The organism is Nitrospirillum iridis (genome assembly GCF_014205765.1).
GTDB lineage: Bacteria > Pseudomonadota > Alphaproteobacteria > Azospirillales > Azospirillaceae > Nitrospirillum > Nitrospirillum iridis.
In genome coordinates this window covers 135,440-148,968 of sequence record NZ_JACIIZ010000015.1, presented here as the reverse complement: position 1 = coordinate 148,968, position 13,529 = coordinate 135,440, and the positions used below count along the sequence as shown (strand labels likewise).

Here is a 13,529-nt window from a genome sequence, read left to right as displayed (position 1 = left end):
GCGCTGAAATGATACAGCGGCATGAGGTTTTGACTCGTGCCGCTGTCGCCCGCGACCGCGGGCGCTGGAGATTTGCGGGGAGCCGAAGGCGGACTGTAAATCGAAGAGCAGCCAAGCCGCCGGATGGCGGCGCCCGGCGATTGAGGGGCATTTGACCGGTCACGATCAAATACCATTGGTATGAGACGGGCGGGCCCAGCCGGACCCGCCCGTCTCATCTCAGTCCACGGCCCTTGGCGGGCTTACTCGGCCCCCTTCACCACGCCGTGCACCGGCCCGGGATGCAGGGGCGTGACGATGGCCGGCGCGTCCCTCGGGGTGATGAAGCGGCCGAACTTGGGCGACAGCCAGCGGCTGATGTCATCGACGATGGTGAACACCGCCGGCACGAACACCAGGGACAGCAGGGTCGAGGTGATCAGGCCGCCGATGACCGCCGTCGCCATGGGCTGCTGGAAGGAACTGTCGTTGCCGATGCCCACCGCGATGGGAACCATGCCCGCCACCATGGCGATGGTGGTCATGATGATGGGGCGGGCGCGCTTGGCGCCGGCATCCAGCAGGGCCTCGCGCCGGCTCATGCCCCGGTCGCGCATCGACACGATGGCGTATTCCACCAGAAGGATGGAGTTCTTGGTCACGATGCCCATCAGCATCATGATGCCGATGAGGGCCGGCATGGACAGGGACATGCCACCGATCAACAGGGCCGCGAAGGCGCCGCCGAAGCTGAGCGGCAGGGCGGTCATGATGGTCAGCGGCTGGAAGAAGTTGCGGAACAGCAGGATCAGCACCGCCAGGATCAACAGGAAGGCGGTGGCCAGGGCGATGGCGAAGCCGATCATCATGTTCTGCATCTCCTGCGTCTGCCCATAGGCGGGCTTGGAGATGCCGGGCGGCATGTGGGCCATGGACGGCAGGGCGTCGATCTTCTTCATGGCCTCGCCCACCTCGATGCCGCGCAAATCGGCCTCGACCGCCAGTTTGCGGGCCCGGTCGAAGCGCTCGATCTCCACCGCGCCGGCGCCCATGCCGATGCTGGCCACGGCGCGGATCGGCAGCAGATCGCCGTTGGCCGTGCGGACACGCAGGTTTTCCATCACGTCCATGTCGGCGCGCCACTTGGGATCGATCTGCACCCGGATGGGCACCTGGCGATCACCCAGGTTGAACTTGGCGACGCTGGTGTCGAGGTCGCCCAGGGTGGCGATCTTGGCCACCTGGCCGATGGCTTGGACGGACACGCCCTGTTCCGCCGCCCGGTCGAAGAAGGGGCGGATCTGGATTTCCGGACGCAGCAGGGACGCGGTGGAGGTGACGTTGGCGAGGAAGGGCAGCTGCCGCATCTCGTCCAGAACCTGGTTGGAGTAGCGCTCCAGGGCCGGGCCGTCGTCGCTGGTCAACAGGACGCTGATGTCCTTGGCGCCCCAGCCGATGGACGAGTTGAAGCCGATATGGGCGCCGGGCACCTGGTTCAGTTCCGGCGTGACCGAGGCCTCGAACTGCTGCTTGGTCAGCGACCGCTCATGCTTGGGCTTGAGGATGGCGGTGACGGCGCCGTTGCGCAGCTGGTTGTTGCGGCCGGCACGGGTCCAGACGTGCAGCACCTCCGGACGCTTGGCCAGGATCTGGCCCACCATCTGGGTGGTGGCATCGGTTTCGGCCAAGGTGGCGCCGGGCGGCAGGATGACCTGCACGGTGGAGAGGCCGTTGTCGCTGGGCGGCACGAAGCCGGATGGCAGCAGCGTGGCGATGAAGATGGATAAGGCGAAGATGCCGACACCCGCCATCACGGTCAGCCAGCGGTGGTTCATGCTCCACCCCAGCAGCCGCCCGTACTGCCGCATCCAGCGGCCCCCCTCGCCATGATGATCCACCTGCGACGGCTTCAGCATGTACGCGGCCATCAGGGGCGTGATCAGCCGGGCGACCAGCAGGGAGAACAGCACGGCCACGGCCACGGTCACGCCGAAGGACTTGAAGTATTGGCCGACGATGCCCGACATGAAGGACACGGGCAGGAACACCACGACGATGGTCATGGTGGTGGCGACCACCGCCAGGCCGATCTCGTCCGCCGCCTCCAGCGCCGCCTGGAACGGGCGCTTGCCCATGCGGATGTGGCGGACGATGTTCTCGATTTCCACGATGGCGTCGTCAACCAGGATACCCACCACCAGCGACAGGGCCAGCAGGGTCACGCCGTTCAGCGAAAAGCCGAACCATTTCATGACCAGGAAGGTGGGGATGGTCGACAACGGCATGGCCAGCGCCGAGATGAAGGTGGCCCGGCCGTCCCGCAGGAACCACCACACCACCAGTACCGCCAGGAAGGAACCCAGCAGCAAGGATTCGACCGAGCCGGCGAAGCTCTGCTTGGTGTACTTCACGTTGTCGAAGATCAGGTTGAAGTGGACGTCCGGGTACTCCTTGCGCAGACGCTCCACCGCCTCGTCCACGCCCTTGGCGATGGTCACCTCGGAGGAGTGCGGGGCGCGGCGGATGCTGAAGCCCACCGTCGGCTGGCCGTCATAGCGGGAGACGTAACGCATCTCCGACGTGCCGTCGGTGACGGTGCCCAGGTCACGCAGGCGCACCTTGCCCACCGTCGGGCCGACGCTGGCGGGGATGGTGATCTCGGTGTTGGCCAGGTCCTCCACCGTGTGGGCAGAGCCCAGGGTGCGGATGGACTGTTCCTTGGTGCCGACGGCGCCGCGGCCGCCCGGCAGATCCACGTTCAGGGCGCGCAGCTGGCTGTTGACCTCATCGGCCGTGATGCCCCGCGCCATCAGGCGGTTGGGATCCAGGTTGATGCGGATTTCGCGGTCCAGGCCACCGAAACGGTCCGTGGCGCCCACGCCGGGGACATGGGTGATGGTGCGGCTGATGTCGTTGTCGATCAGCCACGACAGCTCCTCCACCGACCGGGTGTCGGAGGAGACGGCGTAGGTCAGGATTTCGTCGCCGGTGACATCCTGGCGTTCCACCTGCGGCTCGTAGATGTCGGATGGCAGGTTGGAACGAATGCGGGAAATGGCGTTGCGCACGTCATTGACGGCGCGGTCGGTGTCATAACCGATCTTGAATTCCAGCACCGTGTTGGACACGCCGTCGGTGATGTCGGACGACACATGATCGAGGCCGACGATGCTGGACACCGCGTCCTCGACCAGCTTGGTCACCTGGACTTCCATTTCCGACGGTGCGGCACCCGGCCGACTGACGGTGACGGTCACCACCGGGAAATCGATGTCCGGGTTGCCGGTCACATCCAGGCTGAAATAGGCCACGACGCCGGCGATCATCAGCACGATGAACAGGACGATGGGCGGTATGGGATGGCGGATGGCGACCGCGGAGATGTTGCCGCTGCTCATGATGGTGCCCCTTCCCCCGAGTTCACTGCTGCGCCGGCAGCGGCTTGACCGCGGTGTCGGCGATCTTGTCGACCACCGTGACCTGATCGCCGTCCTTCAGATAGCCGGCCCCCGACAGCACCACCCGCTCACCCACCTTCACGCCGGACAGGATGGCGATGTTGCCGTCCTGGCGGGCGCCGGTGGCGACGTTGCGGGCGGTCACGATGCCTTTGTCATCCACCACGAAGGCGATGGGGCGGACCTCACGATAGACCACGGCGCTTTCTGGCACGACGAGGGCGTTGGCGACGCCGACGGCGACCCGGCCGCTGACGAACATGCCGGGACGCAGGTCGGGGTTCCGCTCCAGATCGATGCGCAGGTGACCCAGGCGGGTCCGGGAATCCACGGTGGGCTCGACCACGCGAACGGTGCCGGTGTAGTGGTGGGCGGTGTTGTCGCCATCGACGACGATGTTCACCGCCTGGCCGGCCTTGGCCACCATCATGTCGGTCTCCGGCACCTCGGCCACCAACTCAACCCGGTTGTCGCGGATCATGCGGAACAACTCGGTGCCGCCGGCCGACATGACCGCGCCGATGCGGGCGGTGCGGGCGGTGATGGTGCCGTCGGAGGGCGCGCGCACCTCGGACTGCTTCAGCTTGGCCATGGACAGGTCGCGATTGGCCTCGGCCACGCCGACGCGCGAGCGCATGCTGATGGCCAGGGCGCGGCGATTGTCCAGGTCCCGCGCGCTCATGGCGCCGGTGCGCACCAGATCCTGGGCGCGGGTGTAATTGGCCTCGGCCTCGACCACGTTGCCCTTGGCCTCGGCCAACAGGGCCTCCTTCTCCGCCAGATCGGCCTTGAGGACGCTATCGTTGAAGCGGGCCAGCAGCTGGCCCTTCTTCACCGTGTCCCCGATGTCGACCAGCACCTCGGCCAGCGCCAGGCCCGAGGTCTCCGTGCCGATGGGCAGATCGTCGAACGCGGCCAGCGAGCCGGTGACCAGCAGGGTGCGGGTGACGGGCGCCACCACCACCGCCGACACCGTGACCGGCAGGGTGGACACCTTGGCCGTCGCCGCCGGGGCGGCTGGCTTGGCGCCGGGGCGCATGAGGACGGCGGCCGCGATGGCGCCCAGGACGACGACGCCCCCGGCCAGCAACCACCAGCGGTAGCGCTTCAGCCCGGAAGCGCTGGATGCGCGGCCAGCCGGCGCGTAATGCCCCAGTTCGGTCCGATCAGCCGGAAGTTCTGCGGAATGGATGCTCATCGTCTCTCAGCCTTCTGTCCGACCGGTGCCCAACCGCCGCGTTGGGGACACCGGAATTGGCGATTGGCACGGACGATGGGAGGAAGGGTTCGAGCGGGCACGAGACCAGGTTTCCGGGAGGACCCCAGAAATGGCGTGCCGGGCAAACCCACGGCCCCCGCGACCGTGGTGGCGGACAACGCCTGATTTACTGCGGAAGATCCGACTAAAAGCCTAATCTCCGCAGGTCCGCCTAGTTCGAGGGTGAAGCTACAGAGGGTTGTGTTACGGGAAAAGCCGCTCTTTGTATCGTTTTGTAACGGAGCGGTATGCCGAAGCGCCGACACCCATCCCAAGGGGTGGAAGACCTACCACCAGCGGCGTAGGGCACCGCCCGCACACCCCCTTATTTTGTGTGCGACCCTGGTTCCCAAGGGCAATCGCTTGACATGGGGGGCCAATCCGCCATCTACAACAGTTGTGTATCGGCAAGGCTCGTACCAGTGTCGCCACCCTTTTCCCGGGGGTGAGCCATCCCTCCGTAGGGGATGAAATCGGCAATGGGATCACGGACCTTGTAGCGGGTATACGCGAGTTCCCGGGGGGCGTCCCCCGGCCGTCATGCGGGACGGACAGGGAGCCGAGGGTGGGACCAAGGGTGGGACGTTGATGCTCAGCGGTTCGTCGATCGCCGAACGGGTGGACGCGGAAGGCCAGACTCTCGGCTTGGCCGGCGCGCAGACGCTGGCGGCCTTGTTCCTGGCACGCGTCGCCGCGACCCCGTCGCTACCCGCGGTTGAAACCGGGGACGGCTTCATGTTGACCTGGGGCGACATGGGCGACCGCGCCCGGCGCGTCGCTGCCACCCTGGCCGCCCGGGGCGTGGGCCCCGGCGCCCGGATCATGCTGCGGGGCCGTGGCACCGCCGAATTATACGCCTGCCTCTTCGGCATCCTGTTGCGCCGCGCCGCCTATATTCCCATCGACGCCAGTTGGCCCGCCGCCCGCGTGGCCAGCATCGCCGAACAGGCCGAGTCCCACCTGATGATCGATGCCGCCGGCGACCTGCCGGTGCCGGGCGTCGCCACCGTGGCGCCAGAGGATCTGATTGGCACCGCCCTGTTGGACGATACCCTGGTCTCCGCGCACACCCTGCCGGACGCGGCATTGCCGGTGACCCCGGCCGACACCTGCTATCTCATCTTCACCTCCGGCACGACGGGCCTGCCCAAGGGCGTGGTGCTGTCGCACGGCGCCGTCATGACCTATGTCCGCGGGGCGGCGCAGGTCTATCGCCTGGTGGAGACGGACCGGGTTTGGCAGGGCTTTTCCCTGGCCTTCGACGCCTCGGTGGAGGAAGTGTGGCTGGCCGTCGCCGCCGGCGCCTGCCTGCTGCCGGCCTCGGGCCTGGTGATGCGCGACCCGCAGTTGCTGGCCAGCGAGCTGCGCTGCCGCCGCGCCACCTTCTTCTCCACCGTGCCCACCCTGCTGGGCCTGATCGACGACGATCTGCCCGACGTCCGCCTGCTGGTGGTGGGGGGGGAGGCCTGCTCCGCCGCCTTGGTCGACCGCTGGGCGCCGGGCCGGCGCATGCTGAACACCTATGGCCCCACCGAAGCCTCGGTGGTCGCGACGGCGGACGAGGCGCGCGCCGGCCAGCCCGTCACCATAGGCCGGGGCCTTCCCGGGTACCGCGTGGTGGTGCTGGCCCCCGATGGGCACCCGGTGCCGGTGGGCGAGACCGGGGAAATCCACATCGGCGGCCCGGCCCTGGCCGACGGCTACCTGAACCGGCCGGAAGAAACGGCCAAGCGCTTCAAGGTGGATGCCGCCGGCAACCGCCTTTACGCCACCGGCGATTTGGGCCGCGCCTTGGTCGATGGGCGCATCGACTTCCTGGGCCGCGCCGACAACCAGGTGAAGCTGCGGGGTTTCCGCATCGAGCTGGGCGAGATCGAGGCCATCGTCGCCGGCTGCCCCGGCGTGCAGTTGGCCGCCGCCGCCGTACGGCCGGTGGCCGGGATCGACAGCATCGTGATCTGGTACGTGGGCACGGCGGACCGCAACGCCATCGCCGCCTACGTCGCCGCCACCGTCCCCGCCTACATGCGCCCCAGTTTCCTGGTGCCGGTGCCGGCCATGACCCGCACGGTGGGCGGCAAGATCGACCGGCGCGAGTTGCCGGAGCCCACCCCGCGCGACGTGCCGGAGGATATCGGCGAGCCGCCCCAGGGCGACGCGGAGGAGGAGGTGGCCGCCGCCTTCGCCCAGGCGCTGGGCCGGCCCATCCACGCCCGCGACGCGGACTTCTTCATGGATCTGGGTGGTCATTCCCTGGCCGCCGCGTCCGCCATCTCCCATCTGCGGCTGCGCCATCCCGGCATGACGGTGCGCGCGCTCTACCTGAATCCCACGGTCCGGGGCTTGGCGCGGCAGTTGACCGAGCCGGTGACGGCGCCGGCGGCGGCCCAGGCCGGACGGGCCAGCGCCTTGCGTCACTTGGCCTTCGGCCTGGCCCAGGCGGTGACCCTGCCCCTGGTCACGGCGCTGGGCGGCCTGCCCATGCTGGTGGTCCTGGGCGTGCTGGTCCATCACGGGACGCAGGGCACGTTGAGCCTGCAATCCTTCCTGGTCATGGCGGCGCTCTCCGTCGCCGTCCTGCCGGTGTCCTTCGCGGTCGCCATCGCCGCCAAGTGGCTGCTGCTGGGCCGGGTACGGCCCGGCCGCCACCGCCTGTGGGGCCTGTGGCACTGGCGCTGGTGGACGGCCAGCCATATCGAGGCGGCGCTGCCGCTGCCCTGGATCGCCGGCACGCCCCTGATGCGGCTGTACGCTCGGGCCATGGGCGGGCGCATCGGCCACGACAGTTTCCTGGGCTGCCACGGCAACATGCTGTGGGACCTGATCACCGTGGGCGACCGCGCCACCATCGGCGAGGACACGCTGCTGCTGACCCACCAGGTACGGGCCGGTGGCATCGAGATCGGCACCGTGACCGTGGGCCGGGACGCCACGGTGGGCGCCGCCTCCGTCGTCGGCCTGAACAGCGGGCTGGAGGCCGGCGCGGGCCTGGACGCCCGCAGCTGCCTGATCGGTGGCGCCGTGGTCCCAACCGACATGGTCTGGGCCGGATCGCCCGCCGTTCCGTCCGCCCGGCCGGAGTGGATGACGGGCCGGGCGGACGGCGCCATGCGGCCCCGCGTCGGCCGCTATCTCGCCGGCATCGTCGCCCTCAGCCTGGTGCGCTTCCTGACCATCCTGCCGCTGGCCGTGGCCTTCGCCCTGGTCCTCGGCACCAACCTGCCCGTCTTCGAGATGGGGCCGCTGCTGCTGCTGGCGGGGGTCGTGGGGGGGGCGGTCTGCATGCCCTGGACGGCCTTCGTGCTGTGGGGGGCGCGACGGCTGGTGCCGCCGGTGGTGGGCCGGGCCAGCGTGCGCGTCGACAGCATGGTGGAATGCCACCGCTGGTTCGCCGACCGGGTGCACCGTCTGGCGGTGGAACAGCTGTACACCCTTTACGGCTCCTTGTTCTCCGCCGCCTGGCTGCGGGCGCTGGGCGCCAGGATCGGCCACGCCTGCGAGGTGTCGACCGTCGCCCACATCGTGCCGGAACAACTGGAGGTGGGCGACCGCGCCTTCCTGGCCGACGCCTCGCTGGTGGGCAGCCCCGCCATCCACGGCGGCCTGGTGCGCTTCGCCCCCACCCGCATCGGCCATGACACCTTCGTCGGCAACTCCGCCTTCCTGCCCGCCGGCGCCAACCTGCCGGAGAACTGCTTGGTGGGCGTGCTGTCCACCGCGCCGTCGGACGCGGCCCCCCAGACCGACTGGCTGGGCCTGCCGCCGGTGCGCCTGCCACGCCGGCAGAAGGTGGAAGGCATCCCCGAGGGGCTCACCGTCGCCCCGACGCGCCGCTTGGTGGCCCTACGCGGGGCCATCGAGGCCGCGCGCATCCTGTTCCAGGGCGCCATCACCGGCGCGGCCACCGTGGGGGCGTTGTGGCTGCTGGCCCATGCGTCGGCCGTATCCAGCCTGTGGATGAGCCTGCTGTGGCTGGGCCTGGGGCCACTCGCCATCTGCGTCACCGCCGCCCTGCTGCTGGCCCTGGTCAAATGGAGCGTTGTCGGCCGCTTCCGCCCCGGCATCCACCCGCTGTGGAGCACGGCGGTCTGGCGCATCGAGTTCGTGACCTCGCTCTATGACGCCCTGGCCGGCTGGGTGCTGGGGCCTTTCCTGGGCACCCCCATCCTGCCGCTGTACATGCGGCTGCTGGGCGCCAAGGTCGGCCGCCGCGTCCATCTGGAAACGGCGTATCTGTGCGAGATGGACATGATCCGCATCGGCGATGACGCCGCGATGGGGCCCGGCGTCACCCTGCAGACCCACCTGTTCGAGGACAGGGTGATGAAGCTGGGTCCCGTGACCATCGAGGACGGCGTCCATGTCGGCGCCGGGTCCGTGGTGCTGTACGACTCGGTCCTGGGTCGCGGCTCCGACCTGGGCCCGCTGTCGCTGGCCATGAAGGGCGAACACCTGCCAGCCGGCAGCCGCTTCATCGGCTGCCCCGCCCAGCCGGTCTAGGCCCCATTCCGCCATCCCACCTGCTTTTAGAGGGGAACTTCGACGCCCTGCCGCACCGACTTGAATTCGCCCGTGTCCTGGTTCAGCAGCAGCAGGTCGGCCTCCGCCACGTCGAACAGGCAGCCGTGCAGGCGCAGGCCACCGGCGTCCACCGCCGCGCGGATCCACGGGAAGGTCATCAGGTTGGCGATGGTCAGGCGGACGACCTGCCGCTCGGCCTCCGCCTGATCGCCCACGCCGTGTAGGCTGGCGGCGATGGACATCCAGGCGCCGATGAAGTCACCGTCCAGTTCACCCTGTGACAGCAGGGCCTTCACGCCCCCGCAGTTGGTGTGCCCCATGACGACGATGTCCGCCACGCGCAGCTGGCGCACGGCGAACTCTATGGCGGCGCTGGTGCCGTGATAGTCGGAATTGGGGTGGTAGGGCGGGATCAGGTTGGCGACGTTGCGGATGATGAACAGGTCGCCCGGTCCGGCGGAAAAGATCATCTGCGGGTCGACGCGGCTGTCGCAACAAGCGACCACCGCCGCGCGCGGGTTCTGGCCGACCTCCGCCAGCCACTGGAACCGGCGGGCGTAGTCGGGAAAGGCACTGGTGCGGAAATTCTGAAATCCCTCGATGAGCTTCCGCATAAAGTCTCTCCCGAAGTCATGGCCGATCATCCGTTCGCGGGTGCGACCGATCGTCGGCCTCTGGTCTACTGACTGCCGGCCGCAAAATCCAGCCTGTTGGCGGGCGGGCGACCCGGCAGGGGCACCCGACGGTCTACTGCCGCCAGCGTGGTACCCCGATAGGCTGAACCCATATAAAAGCATGGCTGCGGCCGGGGAAAGTCCGCACCTTGTCGGCCAGGAAAAGTTGCGGACCCTCTTCGCCGAACCATGAATCACCGTCAGATCCTGGACGCCGCCCTGCGCGGCCAACCCGCCCCACGCAGCCGCTATCTGAACCTGGTGGCCGACCGGGTGGAGCGGGATAGCCGCTTCGCCGACCGCACCCATCTGCTGTACCCCGTGCTCGCCCGGGCGGCCGGGACGGTCGAGCCCATGCTGGAACCGGCGGAGTTCGTGGAGTTGCTGGCGGAATTCCTCAACCGCCACGGGGCCGCCATCGGCGCCGCCCTCTACAACCGCGCCTACCTGCGCGACCCGGACGGGACCCTGGCCGGACCCGCCAAGCTGCTATCCGGCTGGATAGCGGCCCACATCCTGGACGGGCTACAGTCCGGGCGCTACCGGCTGCCGTCCGACCGCGCCTATCGGTTCAATTCCGAAGACGGCAACATCGATGGCGCGCTGCGCGGCTTTCCATTCCACGAGGAGGACCAGGCCGGGGACTGAGGGGCGCCCCGCCGCCGTTTCGGGAACCCTGGGCCATCATCGATGATTTTCAGGGAGGTGGCCCCAGCCCAGCGCCGCCACATGGTCCGGGACAGCGCCGCCGGCAGCCGTCATCATGGGCGCCCTTCACCTTCATGGTTGCCCATGCCTGCCCCGTCCGCCCCCCTGCCCTTCGACCCCGCCACCGCCGATGACCGCACGGCCGCCCTGCGCCGCTGGCGGCGGGTGGCCAGCTTCTATCTGGCGGTCGTCGCCTGCCTGTGGCTGGCGGCCCGGCTGGTGCCCCGCCTGGCACCCGAGGCCATCGGCTGGCCTTGGCCGGGGTTCTGGAGCCTGCTGCGCGCGGTGGGCGAGGCGGGGCTGGTGGGCGGACTCGCCGACTGGTTCGCCGTCACCGCCCTGTTCCGCCACCCCCTGGGGGTCCCGGTGCCCCACACCGCGCTGGTGCCACAGAACCGCGACCGCATCGCCGACGGCATCGCGACATACATCGACGGCGAATTCCTGGCGCCCGACCGTCTGCGCGGCCAAGTACGGCGGCTGAACGCCGCCGACCCGCTGGCCCAGGCCCTGGCCGACCCCGCCAACCGCGCCCAGCTGGCGGATCTGGCGCTGGCGTCGCTACCCCGGCTGCTGTCGCGCGGGCGGGAAGCGGCCTTGCGGGAGGCGCTGGTGCGAGCGGTGCTGGAAGGCCTGCGCGCCATGGACCTGCGCCCCCTGGTCGCCCGCCTGCTGCGCGACGCCGTCCACAGCCCCCTGTTCGAAGCGCTGATCCAGGAGATGTCAGACCAGGGCGTGGTGCTGATCCACAGCAGTCGACCGCACGTCCGGGACGCCGTCGCCACCCGGTCGAAATGGTGGATGCCCCGGTCGCTGGACCGCAACCTGGCCGACCAAGTGACGGACGCGCTGGCCGGCCACCTGTTCGATCTGCGCAGCCCGCATAGCGACGCCGGCCGCGCCCTGCGGCTGTGGCTGGCGGAAATTCCGGATCGCATCCTGGACGGCGACCCTCTAGGCGATCGTCTGGCCTCCGTGCTGCGCAACGCCGTCGACATCAAGACACTGCGCATCGCCCTGCACCACCTGATCGGCCGGCTGAAGGCGGCGGCGCTGGAGGACGCGGCCCAGCCGGAAGGGGTGTTGCGCGGCGCGCTGGACGCCGCGCTGCTGTCCTTGGCGCGGGAGCTGGAGCAGCCGGCCACCCGCGCCCGCCTGGACGAGGCGGTGGAGGGTGCGTTCCTGGGCGCCATTCCCGGCTGGCGCACAGCCATCCGCGGTTTCATCACCGACACCCTCAAGGCCCAGGACGCCGCCGACTTCGCCCGCCGGCTGGAGGAGGGGGTGGGCAAGGACCTGCAATTCATTCGCATCAACGGCACGGTGCTGGGCGCCCTGATCGGCGCCACCCTGTATCTGCTGGACCTGACTTTCGGCTAAGCCGACCGGCCGATCCCACCCGCCCCGCTTTTGTCGGAAGACGGGCGTGGGGGTTGACGAACGCCCATCCCATCCCGCAGGGTCGCCCGGCCAGGGCTTGACCCAATCCCCCATGGCGGCGGCCCAGCGGGCGCGCCACGGTGGTGGGGCGGGGGTGTACCCGAGATTCGACCTGGGCCCCTTCGACGCGAGGTCGGACCGGGCCATCCCATGATTGCCATCGACGAGGACCGAATGCGCGCCAAATTCTATCCCCTGATGCTGGGTGCCGCCCTGCTGGCGGCCGGTATCGGGGCCGCCCACGCCAAGGACAAGGACAAGGACGCCGCTCCGCCCGAGAAGCAGATCAGCAAGGAGCTGACGCCGTCGCTGCAGGCCGCCCAGAAGGCGCTGGAAGAGAAGAACTATCAGCTGGTGCTGGACAGCGCCGCCGCGGCCGAGGCCGCGAAGGCCGACCGCAGCCCCTATGAGGACTTCTTCATCAACGAGATGCGTCTGCAGGCCTATGTCGGCCTGAACGACCAGCCGCACATCGTCGAGGCTCTGGAAAAGGAACTGGCTTCGGGCCAGCTGCCTGAGGCGGACACCGCCAAGCGCGAGAAGACGCTGGTCGGCCTCTACTACCAGAACAAGGATTACACCAAGTTCCTGGCCAAGTCGGACGTCATGATCCAGAACGGAACCCTGCCGCAGGACTGGTACGCCCTGCGCTGCCAGGCCTCATGGTTGATGAAGGATTGGGCCGCGACCGACACGAACTGCAAACAGGCGATCGCCGTCGAGGAAAAGACCGGCAAGCCGGCGCAGGAGCAGGTCTACCAGATGCAGCTGGACGGCGCCGCCCAGCGCAAGGACTTCCCCGCCTACGCCGACGGCCTGGCCGAGGTGCTGAAGTACTACCCCAAGCAGGACTACTGGTCCGACTACCTGCTGTTCATGCAGAAGAAGCCCGGGTTCTCGGACCGTCTGGCGCTGGACATCTATCGCCTGATGGCGCGTGTGAACGCCATTAAGAACGGCAACGAGTACCTGGACTACGCCGACCTGGCCAACCGCGCCACCCTGCCGGGCGAAGCGAAGGCGGTGCTGGAAAAGGGCCAGAGCCAGCTGGGCGGAAACCCCGCCGCCAAGCAGCTGCTGGCGGAAGTGACCAAGGCGGCGGCCGATGACCAGAAGACCATCGACAAGTCGGTGGCCGAAGTGTCCAAGGCCCCCACGGGCCTGCCGCTGCTGAAGCTGGCGGACGCCTATTCCAGCTACGGCCAGTACGCCAAGGCGCTGGACCTGACCCAGAAGGCCATCGACAAGGGCGGCCTGAAGAACCCCAACGACGCCAAGCTGCACCTGGCCGTCGCCTACGTGAACCTGGGCCAGAAGGACCAGGCCGAGAAGCTGTTCAATGAGCTGACCAGCGCGCCGGAGGGCCTGGGTGACCTGGCCAAAGGTTGGCTGATCTATCTGCACCAGGGCGCGTGATTTTTCGCCCCCGGGCGCCGGGCGGCCGCATCCCGCGGCCAGACGCACGGCGCAACAATCTGAGGAACGGGGTCG

The 13,529-nt window shown here is 68.9% G+C and carries 7 protein-coding genes; 4 read left to right on the top strand and 3 right to left on the bottom strand.

Going from position 1 to position 13,529, the window contains the following annotated elements; all coding sequences use genetic code 11:
* Positions 1 to 242: 242 nt before the first annotated feature.
* Positions 243 to 3,377, bottom strand: a complete 3,135-nt coding sequence (locus tag FHS74_RS23495; protein WP_211106503.1) for an efflux RND transporter permease subunit — start codon at positions 3,375 to 3,377, stop codon at positions 243 to 245.
* A 22-nt stretch (positions 3,378 to 3,399) separates the two neighbouring features.
* Positions 3,400 to 4,635, bottom strand: a complete 1,236-nt coding sequence (locus FHS74_RS23490; RefSeq protein WP_184806102.1) for an efflux RND transporter periplasmic adaptor subunit — start codon at positions 4,633 to 4,635, stop codon at positions 3,400 to 3,402.
* A gap of 648 nt (positions 4,636 to 5,283) precedes the next feature.
* Between FHS74_RS23490 and FHS74_RS23485 the strand changes: the two genes are divergently transcribed.
* Positions 5,284 to 9,195, top strand: coding sequence for a Pls/PosA family non-ribosomal peptide synthetase (locus FHS74_RS23485; RefSeq protein WP_184806099.1), 3,912 nt, complete (start codon positions 5,284 to 5,286; stop codon positions 9,193 to 9,195).
* 26 nt (positions 9,196 to 9,221) lie between these two features.
* On the opposite strand, the gene FHS74_RS23480 is transcribed toward FHS74_RS23485, so the two are convergent.
* Entirely contained in the window at positions 9,222 to 9,830 is a 609-nt protein-coding gene (locus tag FHS74_RS23480) for a carbonic anhydrase (RefSeq protein WP_184806096.1), read from the bottom strand.
* A 249-nt stretch (positions 9,831 to 10,079) separates the two neighbouring features.
* Here FHS74_RS23480 and FHS74_RS23475 point away from each other — a divergent pair, with 249 nt between their 5' ends.
* The 3 genes from FHS74_RS23475 to FHS74_RS23465 all read left to right on the top strand — a co-directional run bounded on the left by FHS74_RS23475 (position 10,080) and on the right by FHS74_RS23465 (position 13,454).
* Positions 10,080 to 10,538 carry a hypothetical protein gene (locus FHS74_RS23475; RefSeq protein WP_184806094.1) on the top strand — a complete coding sequence of 153 codons (459 nt, stop codon included), beginning with the start codon at positions 10,080 to 10,082 and terminating at the stop codon, positions 10,536 to 10,538.
* Positions 10,539 to 10,682: 144 nt separating this feature from the next.
* Positions 10,683 to 11,978: a DUF445 domain-containing protein gene (locus tag FHS74_RS23470; RefSeq protein WP_184806091.1), complete on the top strand. Its 1,296-nt coding sequence runs from the start codon at positions 10,683 to 10,685 to the stop codon at positions 11,976 to 11,978.
* A 234-nt stretch (positions 11,979 to 12,212) separates the two neighbouring features.
* Positions 12,213 to 13,454, top strand: a complete 1,242-nt coding sequence (locus tag FHS74_RS23465) for a tetratricopeptide repeat protein (protein ID WP_184806089.1) — start codon at positions 12,213 to 12,215, stop codon at positions 13,452 to 13,454.
* Positions 13,455 to 13,529 lie beyond the last annotated feature (75 nt).